This is a genomic window from Streptomyces sp. AK02-01A, assembly GCF_033795305.1.
Classification (GTDB): domain Bacteria; phylum Actinomycetota; class Actinomycetes; order Streptomycetales; family Streptomycetaceae; genus Streptomyces.
This window is the reverse complement of the sequence record NZ_JARBAE010000011.1, coordinates 23,114-38,479: the sequence shown is the minus strand read 5'-3', so window position 1 is coordinate 38,479 and position 15,366 is coordinate 23,114. Positions and strand designations below refer to the sequence as shown.

Annotated in this window: 8 protein-coding genes; 2 read left to right on the top strand and 6 right to left on the bottom strand. The window is 71.7% G+C overall.

The annotated features are described in order from the left end of the window. Window positions 1-14: 14 nt before the first annotated feature. Genes PV679_RS13520 through PV679_RS13500 form a run of 5 tightly spaced genes read right to left on the bottom strand, consistent with a single transcriptional unit; the run spans window position 15 to window position 11,559 of the window. Window positions 15-1,322 (bottom strand): M18 family aminopeptidase, encoded by a 1,308-nt coding sequence (locus PV679_RS13520; protein ID WP_319680423.1) that lies wholly within the window; start codon window positions 1,320-1,322, stop codon window positions 15-17. Beyond that, window positions 1,319-2,896 (bottom strand): condensation domain-containing protein, encoded by a 1,578-nt coding sequence (locus tag PV679_RS13515; protein ID WP_319680422.1) that lies wholly within the window; start codon window positions 2,894-2,896, stop codon window positions 1,319-1,321. The genes PV679_RS13520 and PV679_RS13515 overlap by 4 nt, the downstream gene beginning before the upstream one ends. Beyond that, the gene (locus PV679_RS13510; RefSeq protein WP_319680421.1) at window positions 2,893-7,236 is read right to left on the bottom strand and encodes a MupA/Atu3671 family FMN-dependent luciferase-like monooxygenase; all 4,344 of its coding nucleotides are present in this window, start codon (window positions 7,234-7,236) and stop codon (window positions 2,893-2,895) included. The genes PV679_RS13515 and PV679_RS13510 overlap by 4 nt, the downstream gene beginning before the upstream one ends. Beyond that, entirely contained in the window at window positions 7,233-10,352 is a 3,120-nt protein-coding gene (locus PV679_RS13505; RefSeq protein ID WP_319680420.1) for a type I polyketide synthase, read from the bottom strand. The genes PV679_RS13510 and PV679_RS13505 overlap by 4 nt, the downstream gene beginning before the upstream one ends. Continuing rightward, on the bottom strand, window positions 10,297-11,559 hold the full coding sequence (locus PV679_RS13500; RefSeq protein ID WP_416069717.1) for an MFS transporter: 1,263 nt from the start codon (window positions 11,557-11,559) through the stop codon (window positions 10,297-10,299). Before PV679_RS13500 ends, PV679_RS13505 begins: the two co-directional genes overlap by 56 nt. 175 nt (window positions 11,560-11,734) lie before the next feature. On the opposite strand from PV679_RS13500, the gene PV679_RS13495 reads away from it, so the two are divergent. Beyond that, window positions 11,735-12,721 carry a LuxR C-terminal-related transcriptional regulator gene (locus tag PV679_RS13495; protein ID WP_319680419.1) on the top strand — a complete coding sequence of 329 codons (987 nt, stop codon included), beginning with the start codon at window positions 11,735-11,737 and terminating at the stop codon, window positions 12,719-12,721. Between the two features lie 68 nt (window positions 12,722-12,789). On the opposite strand, the gene PV679_RS13490 is transcribed toward PV679_RS13495, so the two are convergent. Beyond that, window positions 12,790-14,454 carry a fumarate hydratase gene (locus PV679_RS13490; protein WP_319680418.1) on the bottom strand — a complete coding sequence of 555 codons (1,665 nt, stop codon included), beginning with the start codon at window positions 14,452-14,454 and terminating at the stop codon, window positions 12,790-12,792. 209 nt (window positions 14,455-14,663) lie between these two features. On the opposite strand from PV679_RS13490, the gene PV679_RS13485 reads away from it, so the two are divergent. Next, the gene (locus PV679_RS13485; protein ID WP_319680417.1) at window positions 14,664-15,365 is read left to right on the top strand and encodes a DUF1707 domain-containing protein; all 702 of its coding nucleotides are present in this window, start codon (window positions 14,664-14,666) and stop codon (window positions 15,363-15,365) included. Window position 15,366: the final 1 nt, after the last annotated feature.

The window sequence follows — 15,366 nt, the reverse complement described above, 5'->3', positions numbered from 1 at the left end:
GGGCGGGAGCCCGGTCAGCCGCCCGCGACGAAGGCGCCGAGGACGGCGGCGAGATGCCCGGGATCCGCCGCTCCGCACAGCTCACGCGCCGAGTGCATGGACAGCCCCGGCACGCCCACATCGACCGTGGTGACGCCGAGCCGGGCGGCGGTGAGCGGCCCGATCGAGGTGCCGCAGGGCATCGCGTTGTTGGAGACGAACGGCTGCCACGGCGCGCCGGCCCGCTCGCACGCCTCTGCGAACACCGCGATGCCGGTGCTGTCGGTGGCGTACCGCTGATTGACATTGACCTTGACCGTGGGGCCGCCGTTGGGCAGCGGACGATGGTCCGGGTCGTGCCGCTCCGCGTAGTTGGGATGCACCGCGTGCGCCATGTCGGCGGAGACACACAGCGCACCGGAGAGGGCGCGCGCCCAGTCCTCCGAACCGCCGCCCCGGGCGGCGACGGAGCGGCTGAGGGTCCGTTCGAGCATCGGGCTCTGCGCGCCCGTCTCGGAGCCGCTGCCGGCCTCCTCGTGGTCGAAGGCCGCCAGGACGGGGATGTACGCGGGCTGTTCCATGGCGGTCGCGGCGTTCGCCAGGGCGGTCACGCCCGCGTGCACCGACACCAGATTGTCCAGCCGGGACGACACCACGAACTCCCGGTCCGCGCCGAGATATCCGGGCGGCTGGATGTCGTGGAGCATCAGGTCCCAGGCCAGCACCTCGGCCGGATCCACCTCGGCGGCCCGTGCGACCCGGCGCAGCAGCGCGCCCTCCTCCGGTGCGCCGAGCGCCCACAGCGGGGCGATGTGCCGCTGCCGGTCGAGTGCCAGTCCGTCGTTGACCGAACGGTCGAGATGGATGGCGAGCTGCGGTACGCGCAGCAGCGGTTCGTCGATCTGGACGAGCCGTGTCCGCGGCCTGTCTCCGGCGCCGGAGCCGCGCAGGGCGAGCCGTCCGGAGATGCCCAGATCGCGGTCGAGCCAGGTGTTGAGAGGGACTCCGCCGTAGATCTCCACGCCGATCTGCCGCCAGCCGGACGAACCGGTGTCGGGTCTCGGCTTGACCCGCAGATTCGGTGAATCGGTGTGGGCGCCGACAATCCGGAAGGGCGTGTGGCCCGGCGCGCCCTCCGGGACGTACCAGGCGATCAGGGCGCCGCCGCGGGCGACGAAACAGCCGCCGCTCGCGCCGGCCCAGTCGTCCGTTCCGCACAGCTCGCGAAAGCCCGCCTTCTCCAGTCTTCGGACCGCGCTCGCCACCGCGTGGTACGGCGAAGGGCTTGATCCGATGAACGAGAGGAGGTCGTCGGCGTGGCTGCGGTGGGGGGCCGGCGTCATACGGCATCCGCCTTTCCAGTGGTGGGGGGTGTCGGTGCGGTCGGCAGCAGATCACTGACCGGCCGGTCGGGGAAGGCGCAGAACTCCGCGAGCAGCGCGGTGTAGGAGGACAGCAGATCTTCGGCCGTCCCACGGTTCCACAGGTCCGCGGAGTACTCCAGAAACGTCCGGTATCCGCGTGCGCGGTCCCGGCACGGTGCCAGGCCGAAGCACAGTTCGCCGCGCGAGAGCGGCGGCGCGAGGTCCTCCACCTCGACGCGGAGTCCCGGGATCTCGATGTCCGTGTCGAGCGAGTTCTGGAAGGCGAGGATGTGCGGCACCCGGTCCGGGACGTCGCGGGCGCCGGCCTCCCGCATCGCGCGCATGATCCGGGCCGTGGGCAGCACATGGGCCATCGCGCCCATCGCGCCTTCGCCGGTGCGTGCCACGAGGGCGGCGCGGCTCTCGGCCGGATCGAGCCGTACCCGCACCATCACGGCGGTCGAGGTCATGGCGACCAGCGACTCGAAGGCGGTGCCCTGGCGGTTGGCGTACGGAACGCTGAGCAGGATGTCCCGCTCGCCGGAGAGTCCGGCCAGAAACACCCCGAGAGCGGTCGCCGCCACCGCGAACGGCGTGGTGTGCCGGGCCGCGGCGAACTCCTCGACGGCCGCGCGCACCTCGCCGGAGGCGAGGCCGCGTACGGTGTCGCCGCGTCCGCTGAGCCGCTCGGGCCTGGGACGGTCGGTGGGTACGGGCACTCCGGACGGGACGCCGTCGAGATACGCGGCGCAGTACGCGGCCCTGCGGGCCTCCGTCTCCGGGTCATGGTGCGCGATCTGCCAGCGGGCGTAGTCCGTGGACTGCGCGCCGGGAGGGTCGAGCGCGTGCGGGACGCCGGCCGCGGCGGCGGTGTACAGCTCGGCGATCTCCGCCAGCAGCAGCGACAGGGACCAGCCGTCGGCGGTGATGTGGTGCAGTACGAACATCAGCGCCCACCGGTCCTCCGCGACGCGCAGCAGCCGCAGCCGGGGCAGCACGGGTTGGGTGAGGTCGAAGCCGCCGGCCGCCGTCTCCCGGCACAACTCCTCGGAGCGCGGCTCCCGTTCTGAGGCGGGCAGCCCGGTGAGATCCTCGACCGGCAGATCGAGAGGCGGCGGTACGACCACCTCCTGCCACCAGGTGCCGGCTCCGGCGTCCTCCTCAGCGCCGGTTCCTCCGGTGTTTTCCTCGGGTCGGACGAACCGGCTGTGCAGCCCGTGGTGGCGGGCGATCAGCTCGGTGAGTGCCGACCGCAGCGCGTCCGGATCCAGGGCCCCGGTGAAGCTGATCCTGGTCGGGATGTTCCACACCTCGGAGTGCGGTGCGGCGTGATGCCCGGCGATCATCCGTGCCTGCTGATCGCTGACCGGTGCCCGGTCGATCACCTCGGCGCCGGTCAGCCGCCCCAGCAGCTCCCGCTTGTGGTCGCGCAGTTCGGCCAGCAGCTCATCGGTGAGAGCGGCGCGCGGCGCGTCGTAGCGCAGCACTCCGCCCGGCCCCGCGGCGAGGCGTACATCGAGTGCGGACAGCCGGTCGAGCAGAGCGTCGATCACAGTTCCCCCCGTACGCGCGCGCCGGCGTCGGACGCACCGGTCGCCACCGGGCCGGCCGGTGTGCCGGGACCGCCCGCGAGTTGTTCGGTCATGGCGCGCAGAGTGGCGTCCATGAAGAAGTCGGCCATCGGATAGTCGACGCCGAGGACGTCGCGTACCCGGTTGACCAGCCGGATCGCGGCGATCGAGTTTCCGCCGATGTCGAAGAAGCTGGTGTCCGCGGGGAAGCCACGGACATCGAGGACCGATTCCCAGACATCCCTGAGCACATCGGCGACGGCGCCCCGGCCGTCCTGTGGCGCCACCGCCTCGCCCACCCGCAGATGTTCGTCGCCGCGCGTCATCGACTCCAGCGTCCGGTCCAGCTCGTCGAGGAAACGGCGCGCGGTCGCCGCGTCGAAGAGGTCCGCGTCGTAGCGCAGCCGCAGCCGCAGCCCGGACGCGGCGCGGGTGGCCATCAGGGCCAGTTCCAGCGGCGCCGACTCCGTCCCGGCGGTCACCTCCTCCGCACGCAGTCCCGGCAGATCGATCCGGCCGAGGGTCTCGGTGTCCAGGTCCGCCGAGACCGTGATCAGCGGCCGGGGACTGCCCGGCGCGGGATGGACACCGGCCAGCAGAGCGTCCGGATCGACCTCCTGGTGCTCGGCCGCCTCGAACAGCGCGCGTCCGGTGGCCCGTACCGCCTCGGTCACCGTCATCGCGTCCGTGAGCGACACCCGCAGCGGCAGCAGCGCCACATGGAAGCCCACGGTGTCGCGGGTCTCGGCCGTGCGCCGGCCGAAGGTGGAGCCGAGGACGAACTCGTCCTGTCCGGAGCGCCGCCGCAGCACAAGCCGCCAGGCGGTGAACAGCGTCGCGAACAGCGTGACGCCCCGCGCGCCGCTCCAGTCCTGGAGCCGCGCCGTACGCTCCGGATCCAGCCGGATCGCGGCGGCGCCGCCACGGCCCGCGATCCGGCGCTCGCGCGGCCGGTCGGTGGGCAGTTCCAGCACCGGCGGCTTCTCGCCGAGCCGCTCCTGCCACCAGGCCAGATCGGCGTTGTCGCGCGCCGGTTCCGCCGCACCGGCGGTCGTACCGGCGGGCCGTTCGAAGACCGGAGCGCGGCGCTCCAGCGCGGCGCGGTACAACTCCTCCAGATCGGCGGCGAGCAGCGCGGCGGAGTGCGCGTCGGTGATGATGTGGTGCATGCCGAACACCAGCACGTGGTCGTCCGGCGCCAGCCGGACCAGCCGTGGCGTGAACAGCGGTCCCTCGGCCAGGTCATAGGCGCGCCGGCTCTCCTCGGTGAGCGCCGCGCCGATCGCCTCCGCCGGGTCCTGGTCCCGGGCGTCGGTCAGCCGCAGCGGGACGCGCCGTCCGTGCCGCACGACCTGGAGCACGGTCTCGTCGCCGTGCCCCGTGCGGAACACCGTCCGCAGCCCGGCGTGCCGGGCGACCAGGCCGTCCACGGCGGTACGCAGGGCGTCCTCGTCGAGCGGGCCGCGCAGCCGCACCGCCTGTGTCTCGTTGTACGCGGCGGGATCGGCGAGCAGCCGCGCCGCGAGCCACAGCCGCCGCTGGCCCGAGGTCGCCGGAGCGACGGTCTCGTCCGGCCGGTCCGCGCTGTCGTCCCCCGCGGTTCCGCCGCGTTCCGTCGCGAGTCGCGGCCCGCCGTCCTCCGGCGACGGACGCGAGCGGCGGCGCAGCAGATCGAGCTGGTCCAGTCCGGCCCGCAGCCGCTCCACGGGCATTCCGAAGTCGACGAGCGCGGCGATCTCGTCCACACCGGCGCGGCGCAGCGCCTCGACGAACGGCGCGCAGCTCTCCGGCGTACCGATCATCGCCCGCTGGTCGCAGTACCGGTCGTACGCGCGGCGGAAGAGATAGTCCAGGTCCTCCTCGCCGGCCGCCGCCACATCCTCCGCGCGGTGGCCCAGCGCGGTGGCGGCCGACCGCATCAGCAGCGACGAGCGCAGATACCGGCTCATCGGCTCCAGCGCCTCGGCCCGCGCCTCCTCGTGGTCCGTGCCCAGATAGGTGTGGACGAGGACGGTCACCCGGCCCGCGTCCGGGTCGAGCCCGCTCTCGGCGCGCACCCGCCGGTAGTGCGCGACATTGGCGCCCAGTTCGTCCACGGTCTGGCTCATCAGATTGGTGACGATGCCCAGTCCGCGGCGGGCCGCCTCCTCGTAGGAGGCGCGCTGTCCCGTGGTGGCGAGGAACATCGGCGGCGCGTCCTGGACCGGCCGCGGATGGATCCGTACGTCGGTCTCCGCGCCCTCGCCGGTCCGCCGCCGCACGGCGTCGCCGCGCCACAGCCGCCGGATGTCGTCGAGATGGGCGAAGGCGATCTCCTTGCGGTCCGCGAACCGCTCCGGGTGCAGCGCGAAGTCCCGCGCGTGCCAGCCGGTGGCGCAGCCGATGCCGACCCGGCCGCCGGAGAGATTGTCGACCACCGACCACTCCTCGGCGACCCTGATCGGGTCGTGCAGCGGCAGCACGACGGACCCGGCGTTGATCCGGATCCGGCCGGTCTCGCGGGCGAGCGCGGAGGCGAGGACGGCCGGGTTCGGGAAGAGACCGCCGAAGGAGTGGAAGTGCCGCTCCGGCACCCAGACGGAGCTGAAGTCGTGCTCGTCGGCGAACCGGGCGGTCTCGACGAGCGCCTCGTACGCCTCCGCGCTGCCGTTTCCGCCGGTCTCCGGATAGTCGCCGAAGAAGTACACGCCGAAGTCGGGAGCGGGCCGGGGCCGTGCGGCGGCGGTGGTCCGGCGCGCGTGCGTGACCGGAAGGAATCCGCCGTCGCGCAGCTCGCGCAGTGAGCCCCGCACCGCGGCGGCGATCTCCTCGGTGTGCTCGTCCGTGTGCGCGGTGGAGAGATAGAAGCTGCGCCACTCCCAGACATAGAGGCCGCGCAGCAGCAGGTGGTGGTAGAGCAGCTCCATGTCGGCGCGGTGCCTGAAGCGGAACATCGAGCCGAAGTGAGCGGTCTCCAGCGGGAATTCCTCGTCGCGGAAGAACCGGTTGAGTTCGGCGGCGAGCGCGTCGGTACGGGCGTTCAGCCGCTCCTGGAGCCCGGGACCCTGCTCCTTGAGATGAGTGAGCACCGCTCTGGCCGCGGCCATGGAGAGCGGATGCTGCATATACGTACCGCCGAAATAGGTGGTTTCGTGCGGCGGCCGGCTGTCGTCTCCGTACTGCCAGAGGCCGCCGTCGACTCCGTCGAGGATGTCGGCCCGGCCCGCGACGGCGCCGATCGGGAAGCCGCTGCCGAGCGCCTTGCCGTAGGTGGCGAGGTCGGGGACGACACCGTAGTGGTGCTGCGCGCCGCGCGGGTGCGGTCGCAGTCCGGTGAGCATCTCGTCGAAGAGCAGCACGATGCCCCGGCGGCGGGTCAGCTCGCGCAGCGACCGCACGAATTGGGCGGGCCGCAGGCCCGGGTTGCGGCACTGCACCGGCTCGACGATGACGGCGGCGATGGTGTCGCCGAGTGCGTCGATGGTGTCGAGGGCCTCCTGGCTGCCGTACTCCAGCACGATCAGCTCCGCGACGGCGCTGCCCGGGATGCCCCGGGAGACGGGGACCGTGCGGTGGCCCTCGCGGTCGCCGGGCCTGCCGAGCACCGAGTCGATATGGCCGTGGTACGAGCCACGGAACATCACGGCCTTGTCGCGTCCGGTGGCGGCGCGGGCCAGTCTGAGCGCGGCCGAGTTCGCCTCCGTGCCCGACCCGGCGAACGCGACCCGCTCCATTCCCGTCAGTCCGGCGAGCAGCTCCGCCGCCTCGCCGGTGTCGGCGGAGCGCGGTCCGAACCGCAGCCCTCCGGAGAGATGGCGCCGCACGGCGTCGGTGACGAACTCCGGCTCGTGTCCGAAGAGCAGCGCGCCGAACCCCATGGTGATGTCGGTGTAGTCGTTGCCGTCGACATCGGTGATCCGCGCGCCATGGGCGGAGCGCGCCGCGATCGGATACAGCATCTCCTTGGTGGCGGCGCGGAATCCGACCACGGCCCGGCTGTCGGCCAGCACCGGCCGGTGGCGCGCGGCGATCTCCTTGGAGGTGCGGGTGCGCTCCGTGAACCGCCGGATCAGGGAGTCGGTGTGCGCGCGCTGGACGGCGCCGGCTCCCTCACCGGCCATTCCGCCGGCCGGGTCCACGACGAGACGGGGACCGTGGCCGGGATCCGGCCGGGCCCGCGCCGGCCGGTCCGCCGGCGGCGGGTCCCTGCGCGGGTTTGTCTGGTCGCCGGCCCGCGGCCGCTTCGCCGCCGCGAGCTGTGCGCTCAGCCGTTTCGAGAGTTCGGCGGCCCTGGCCACCTCGGCCTCGGTCGTGCCGGCCGCGCCGGTCTCGTCCGTGCTCATCGGTCCGTCGCCTCCGGTGCGCCGGTCAGCAGGGCGACCGCGTCGGAGAGCTGGGTCAGCATGGCCGACTGGGCCTGGGCGAGCTGCCGTATCTGGCGCGACAGTTCCTCGATCTCGGCCCGGGTCGCGTACGCCGGTTCCGGCGCCGGTTCCGGTTCCACTTGTGCTTCCGGTTCCGGTTGCGCCGGCGCCGTACGAGCGGTTATCAGCCGGGCCGTCAGTCTCGGCGTACCCGCCTCCTCCAGGATCTCCCGTATCGCTATCTCCGCGCCGAACTCCGCCTCCAACTGCCGCACCATCCCGACGAGCTGAAGCGAGTCCGCGCCGAGACCGACATACGAACGGTCGGCGCCGACCTCCGGCAGTTCATAGCCAAGATGACGGGCGGTCAGCTCCAACACCCGCTCCAGTACGGCCTGTTCGGTCATGCCATCCTCCGTTGGGCGATCGTGGTCAAGCGCGGACACCGGTACCGGCGGCGGACCGGTCCAGTACGACTGGTGCTGGAACGGATAGGTCGGCAGCGGCACCCGCCGACCGCCGCGACCGGCGAGCAGCGCCGTCCAGTCGATGTCGGCACCGGAGCAGTGCAGCAGGGCCACCGCCTCCCACAGCCGCCGGGTCGGCGCGGCGGCGACTCCGGGCAGCGTCCGGCGCGCCATTCCGGTCAGCGCGGCGGTGGGTCCGAGCTCCAGCAGTACGGCGGGGCCGCCGGGGTCCGGCGCCACCGTCCGCAGCACCGCGTGGAAATCGACGGCCGCGCGCGCCTGCCGGACCAGATAGCCGGCGTCGGGCAGCCAGCCCGGTGGCCGCACCACACCGTCGAGACCGCTGACGAAGGCGATACGGAGCGGACGCGGCCGGGCCCGGCCGGCGGCGGTGCGCAGCTCGTCGAGGACCGGATCGAGCAGCGCCGAGTGGAAGGCGCGGTCGACGGCCAGCGGCTCAAAGGTCTCGCCGCGCTCCGCGAGTGACGCACGCGCCGCCGCGACGGCTTCGGGCGGACCGGCGACGACATGGTGGCCCGGGCCGTTGATCACCGCGAGTTCGAGCTCCTCGACGGCGCCGAGCAGCTCCTTCACCCGCGTCTCCGGTACGAAGACGGCGAGCATCGCGCCGGCCGCGGCGGACCGCATCAGCCGCCCTCGCCGGCACAGCAGCCGCATGGCGTCCTCCGTGCTCAGCGCGCCCGCCACACAGAGCGCCGCGTACTCGCCGACGCTGTGTCCGGCGACGAGTGACGGTGTGACACCGAGGTGCCGCCAGAGCCGGGCCTGGGCGATCTGGAGCGCGAAGAGCGCGGGCTGCGCGAACGCCGTGTCCCACGGAGCGGGCCCGTGGCCGCGCACCACCCGGTCGAGGAAGTCACCGCTCCCGGTCTCCTCCTCGTACACGCGGGCGCAGCGCGCCAGGACCTCGGCCACCACGGGAAAGCGCGCGGCGAGTCCGGCCGCCATGCCGGGACGGCCGCCGCCCTGTCCGCCGAACAGGAAGACGGGCGCGGGCGGACGCTCCGAGTCGGCCACCGTTCCTGTCGTGTACGCGTCCGAGGTGACTCCCGCCAGGAACGCGTCGAGTCCGGCGCGCGCGTCCTCGGAGGTCACGACCAGCCGGTGGCGCAGATGGCGCCGTCCCAGCGCGGTGCTGACCAGCAGATCGGCCGGCGCGGTCGCCGGACGGCGCGCGAGATGGTCCCGGAAGGCGCGGGCGTACGCCACCAGCGCGGCCTGGCTGTGCCCGGACAGCGGCAGCAGCCGCGGCGCGTCCGCTGTTCCGGCCACGGCCACGGCGGCAGCCACTGGTGGCGCCTGCTCCAGTACGACATGGGCGTTGGTGCCGCCCAGTCCGATGGAGTGCACACCGGCCCGGCGCGGCCCGTCTCCCTCGACCGGCCACGCGCGCTCGCGCTCCGGCAGCAGAAAGGGGCTGGTGGCGAGCGCCAGCGCCGGATTGGGCCGGGAGAAATTCACCAGCGGCGGTACGATCCCGTGCCGCAGCACCAGGACCGCCTTGATCAGCCCCGCGAGACCCGCCGCGCTGTCGAGATGTCCGATGGCCGGTTTGGCGGAGCCCAGCGCGCAGAAGCCGATCCGGTCGGTGTGGCGGCGGAACGCCTCCGTGAGACCGGCGAATTCGATCGGATCGCCCTTCAGCGTGCCCGTGCCGTGCGTCTCCAGATAGCCCACGGAATCGGCCGGAACACCGGCGGCGCGCAGCGCGCCCAGCACGGCGTCGCGCTGCCCGGCGGCGCTCGGCGCGGCGAATCCGGCCTTGCCCGCGCCGTCGTTGGTCACCGCCGAGCCGAGGATCACGGCGTGCACCGTGTCCCCGTCCGCGAGCGCGCGGTCCAGCGGCTTCAGCAGGACGGCCGCGACTCCGTTGCCGCCGACCGTGCCGTCCGCGTCCGCGTCGAACGCCCGCACCGTGCCGGACCTGGAGATCGTCGAGCCCTTCATATGACGGTGCCCGGTCACCTGCGGCACATGCAGCGCCGCCGATCCCACCACCATCAGATCGGCGTCACCGGCGCGCAGCGCCTGGCAGGCCAGATGGACGGAGACCAGCGCGCTGGAACAGGCCGTCGCCACATTGACCGCGGGTCCGGTCAGCCCGAGCCGGAAGGCGGCCCGGTTGGCGGTGAAATCCGGATAGTTGCCGACCTGGATCTGTTTGACGGCCAGCCAGTCGCCGGATCCGGCCTCCTCGGCGAGATTCCCGGCGAGATAGCTGTGCAGCGAGTAGAGCCGGTAACCGGCACTGGCGTAGACACCGGTCCGTACGGTGTCGCCGGCGCCCGCGTAACCACCGTCCTCCAGCGCCTTGTAGCAGCACTCCAGGAAGAGCCGCTGCTGCGGATCGGTGACGGTCGCCTCCCGGCCGCTCATCCCGAAGAACTCCGCGTCGAAGCCGTCGATACCGTCCAGCAGCGCGCTGGCACCGGTGAAGCCGGCCGCGCCGTACTCCGCCGGCGACATCCCGGCGGCGGCGAACTCCGCGTCGGTGAACCGCCGCACATGCGAGATCCCGCTCCTGATGTCCCGCCAGTACCGCTCCGCGGTGTCAGCTCCCGGGAACCTCAGCGCCATCCCGATCACCGCGATGCGCTCCTCCGGCATCGGCCTCTCCTCTCCCCGCCGGGGCGCGCCCGGCACTCCGCAGCCTCACCACCCGGAACACGAACGCGACCGCGACCAGGATGGCCGCTCCGTGCGACCACGCGACGACCGCCAGCGGTGAGTACCGGTCCAGCGCCACGGCGACCAGGATCGTGCCCACGCCGAAACCGAGATTCTCGAAGGTCGCGGAGAGTCCGAAGGCATGTCCGCGCAGTTTGTCGGAGAGCGTCTGCAGATGCGAGGTGTACGACACCTCGGTGAGTCCGTCGGCGGCTCCCGCGACCAGAGCGACCACGGCGGTCGCGGCCAGCGGAAAGCCGGCGAAGGCGAGGATGAACGCGCCGGACATGACGATCGTGCCGTAACCGAAGCCCAGCGCACTGACCGAACGCCCGGTGCGTTTCGCGTACCGCTGGATCAACTGCTGGGCGAGGACGTTGCCGAGCGCCCACAGACACCAGAAGGCGCTGACGAAGACGGCGGGACGCGAGGCGTCCAGCTCGCTGGAGTACACCGGCAGAGCCGCGTTGTGCGAGGAAGAACCGAAGGCGTCGACTCCGCGCAGCGCCACCATCAGACCGAGACCGGGCGCGGCGGCCAGCGCGGCGAACGCGACGGGCGTGCGCCGTCGGACGGCCTTCTTCTCCGCCGTCCGCTCCTGCTCCATGCCCTCCTCGGCAGCCTCCGCCGGCTCCGGCGCGGTGGCCTTTCCCCTGCCTCCGCCCGCGATCGGCAGCAGCGCGACGGTCACGGCGCAGACCGTGAACGTCGTCATGTCGACCACGAACGCCGCGGTGTAACCGACCAGCGACACCACCACGCCCGCCGAGGCGAACCCGGCCACCATCGCGAGTGAACGTCCGGTGATCGACAGGGAGTTCGCCCAGCCGCGCCGGTCGGCGCCGACCATCTCCGGAATGGAACTGCGCAGGGCCACCATGAACAGCGTCCCGCAGCCGCCGACCACCAGGGAGACGGCCATCAGGGCCGCCGTCCGCAGCCCGTCCGGCGCGAAGATCAGCAGGAGCATCACCGCTGCCTGCGCGACATTCGCCCAGAGCATGATGCTCTTGGCCTTCCACCGCGCGAGCAGACCACCGGCCAGCAGACCGGCCACAAAACCGGCGCCCAGCCTTACCGCCATGAACAGGCCCAGGGCGAGCGCTCTTCCCGTCGTCTCGTAGACGAACAGATTCAGCGCCACCATATTCAGGAAGGTGCCGTATGAGGAGATCGCGTAACCGGCGACAAGGAGCCGGTAACGCCGTTCTCCATGGGCCGTGTTGTTTGTGTGGTCGATGCCGAGCGTCACGGGCACATACTCGTCGAGTCACCGCGATCACCGATGTCGCCTCGTCAGTACAAATGTAATCTGCATACTTGTGAAGGACGATCATTCCAGCACACGGGCATGTGATTGCCGCGAATCGTCGCCGGACCGGCCGTGTGACGCGGCCCTGGCGGCGTACCGGCGCGCGCTCGTGGAAGGAGACCTTCCGCAGGACGAGGTGCCCGGCTGTCTGCGCTCTCTGCATCTCGTCGTGGAGGACCGGGACTCGCCGGGATTTATGATCCCTATTTCGCCCGAGACGGCCTCGTTCGCCGCGCTCGGTCCCATTGAGGAGGCGCTCGCGCGACAGCGCAGGAATCTCCGCTCCGCGCGCGCCGCGCTCTCGGTCTTCGAGACCCTGTACGCCGATGTGCACCGGCAGGAACAGCCCGCGCTCACCCGGCTCACCGGCCACGCCGCCATCAGCAGGGCGCTCGACGCGGCGGTGGGAAGCTGCCACGAGGAGCTGCGCACCGCACAGCCGGGCGGCGGGCGTCCCTCCCATGTCCTCGGCGAGGCCCTGCCCCGCGATCTGCGGACGCTGCAGCGCGGCGTACGGCAGCGGACGATCTATCAGCACACCGTCCGCACCCATCCGGCGACGCTCTCCTACATCGAGCAGGTCGTCGCGGCCGGTGCGGAGATCAGGACGCTCGCCGAGGTCGTCGACCGGTTGATCATCTGCGACCGGGACGTCGCGTTCATCCCGTTCTCGGAGGAGCCGAACACGGCCCTGCGGGTCCAGCATCCGGCCCTGGTCCGCTTCCTGGTCAAGAACTTCGACAACGCCTGGGCCCGGTCGGTGCCGGTCAGCCCGGACGAGGCGCCGACACGCAGCCCCGTCATCACGTCCGATCTCCAGCGGACCATCCTGCTGGCGGTGGTCAACGGCGAGACGGACGCGTCGATCGCCCGCCGGGTCGGTATGAGCCGGCGCAGTGTCGCCGAGCACATGCGCAGGGTCTCGGCACAACTGGGCAGCAACAGCCGCGCGCAGCTCGGCTATCTGCTCGCCACCTCGGGGCTGCTCGATCCCTGAGCACGGGCCGTGGCCGTCCCGGCGGAGACCGGAGCGGCCACGGGCCGTGCGGGGACAGGGCGGTGCGGTCAGGCCAGACCGGGACCGCGCACCGGGATGCTGGTGAACGTCGGTGCGGGCGCCGGCTCGGTGAAGAAGTCGTTGCCCTTGTCGTCCACGACGATGAACGCGGGGAAGTCCTCCACCTCGATCTTCCAGACCGCCTCCATGCCCAGCTCCTCGTACTCGACGACCTCGACCTTCTTGATGCAGTCCTGGGCGAGCCGGGCGGCCGGGCCGCCGATCGAGCCGAGATAGAAGCCGCCGTGCGTGCCGCAGGCGTCGGTGACCTGCTTCGAGCGGTTGCCCTTGGCGAGCATCACCCTGGAGCCGCCGGCCGCCTGGAACTGCTCCACGTACGAGTCCATCCGGCCCGCCGTCGTCGGGCCGAACGAACCGGAGGCGTAGCCCTCCGGAGTCTTGGCCGGGCCCGCGTAGTAGACCGGGTGGTCCTTCAGGTACTGCGGCATCTCCTCGCCCGCGTCAAGGCGTTCCTTGATCTTGGCGTGGGCGATGTCCCGGGCCACGACCAGCGGTCCGGTCAGCGAGAGCCGGGTCTTGACCGGGTACTTCGTCAGCTCGGCGAGGACCTCGTCCATCGGCCGGCTGAGGTCGACACGCACCACGGTGCCTTCGTCCAGGTGCTCGTCGGTGGTGTCCGGGAGGAAGCGCGCCGGGTCGGTCTCCAACTGCTCCAGGAAGACGCCCTCCGCGGTGATCTTCGCGACGGCCTGGCGGTCGGCGGAGCAGGAGACGGCGATGGCGACCGGCAGCGAGGCGCCGTGGCGCGGCAGCCGCACCACGCGCACGTCGTGGCAGAAGTACTTGCCGCCGAACTGCGCTCCGATACCGATCTTCTGCGTCAGCTCGAAGACCTTCTCCTCAAGCTCCTTGTCACGGAAGCCGTGACCGGTGGCGGAGCCCTCGGCCGGCAGCTCGTCCAGGTAGTGCGCGGAGGCGTACTTCGCGGTCTTCAGCGCGAACTCGGCGGACGTACCGCCCACGACGATCGCCAGGTGGTACGGCGGGCAGGCCGCCGTACCGAGTGAACGGATCTTCTCCTCCAGGAACTTCATCATGGAGGTCTCATTGAGGACCGCCTTGGTCTCCTGGTAGAGGAAGGACTTGTTGGCCGAGCCGCCGCCCTTCGCCATGAAGAGGAACTTGTACGCGCCGCCGTCGGTCGCGTACAGCTCGATCTGCGCGGGCAGGTTCGAGCCGGTGTTCTTCTCCTCCCACATGGTGAGAGGCGCCATCTGCGAGTAGCGCAGATTGAGCTTGGTGTACGCGTCGTAGATGCCGTGCGAGAGGGCTTCCTCGTCGCCGCCGCGCGTCAGCACGTTCTGACCGCGCTTGCCCATCACGATCGCCGTGCCGGTGTCCTGGCACATGGGGAGGACTCCGGCGGCCGCGATATTGGCGTTCTTCAGCAGGTCGAGCGCCACGAACTTGTCGTTCGAGGACGCCTCGGGATCGTCGACGATCCGCCTGAGCTGGGCGAGATGGGCCGGGCGCAGATAGTGCGAGATGTCGTGCATCGCCTCGGCGGCGAGCGTGCGCAGCGCCTCCGGCTCGACCTGGAGGAACGTACGGCCGTCGGCCTCGAAGGTGGAGACACCTTCGGCGGTCACCAGGCGATAGGGCGTGGTGTCCTCTCCCAGGGGCAGCAGATCGGAGTACGCAAACTCTGGCATTACGGCCATTCCTCACTCGACAGACGGCGGCACGGCCTCCATTGGCAGCGCGCCACCCAGCGTAGGCCCTGTCCGATACGCGGCTCCGGGCGCACGGAGCGCCGGCCGCGGTCCGGCGGCGCCGGTGTGAGGTACGGCTCGGCCGGGCCGGTGAAGACCGGCCGGACAGGGCCTAGTCGCGATCTATCGCGTTTCGCTACCCTGGGGCCGTGGACCTCGAAAAGCACCCTCAGAAGCCGGTCGTGTCGGCGGAGCCCGCGGGCATCCGGGCCTCCGACGCCGACCGTGACCGGATCGCGGACATCCTCCGGGAGGCCCTGGCGGAGGGCCGCCTGGACGCCGAGGAGCATGCCGAGCGGATCGACTCCGTCTATCGGGCCAAGACGGTCGGTGAACTGGAGCCGCTGGTGCGGGACTTGCCGGCCGCCGGTGACGGCGCGCGCCCCGTCGGTGCCGCTGCCGCCTCGCCGGCGGCGTCGGCGGCGTCGTCACGGGGATACGGATACGGCCCCGAGGGTCCGGCGACCGCCGCCGAGAACCTCGTCGCGGTCTTCAGCAGTTCGACCCGCAAGGGCCGTTGGCGCGTCGGCGGCAGGACCAATGCCTTCGCGCTCTTCGGAAATGTCGAGATCGATCTCACGGAGGCGCTCTTCGGACAGCGGACATCCGTGATCAACGCGACGTCCATTTTCGGCAATGTCGAGGTCCGGGTGCCCGAGAACATCTCGCTGCGCGGCAACGGCGCCGGTGTCTTCGGGAACTTCGAAGTCGTCACGCTGGAAGCGCCCGACGGTGAAGCGCCGGTCGTCGTCGTGAATGGTTTCTCGGTGTTCGGCAATGTCGAGGCCAAGCCGAAGCGCGGAAAGCGCATCGCGGATCTCCACGACCGTTTGCGCAAGCACCTCGGTTAAG

Coding starts and splice junctions, on each gene's coding strand:
- PV679_RS13520 (WP_319680423.1), bottom strand. CDS start 1,322: ATGACGCCGGCCCCCCACCGCAGCCACGCCGACGACCTCCTCTCGTTC.
- PV679_RS13510 (WP_319680421.1), bottom strand. CDS start 7,236: ATGAGCACGGACGAGACCGGCGCGGCCGGCACGACCGAGGCCGAGGTG.
- PV679_RS13505 (WP_319680420.1), bottom strand. CDS start 10,352: ATGCCGGAGGAGCGCATCGCGGTGATCGGGATGGCGCTGAGGTTCCCG.
- PV679_RS13500 (WP_416069717.1), bottom strand. CDS start 11,559: ATGGTGGCGCTGAATCTGTTCGTCTACGAGACGACGGGAAGAGCGCTC.
- PV679_RS13490 (WP_319680418.1), bottom strand. CDS start 14,454: ATGCCAGAGTTTGCGTACTCCGATCTGCTGCCCCTGGGAGAGGACACC.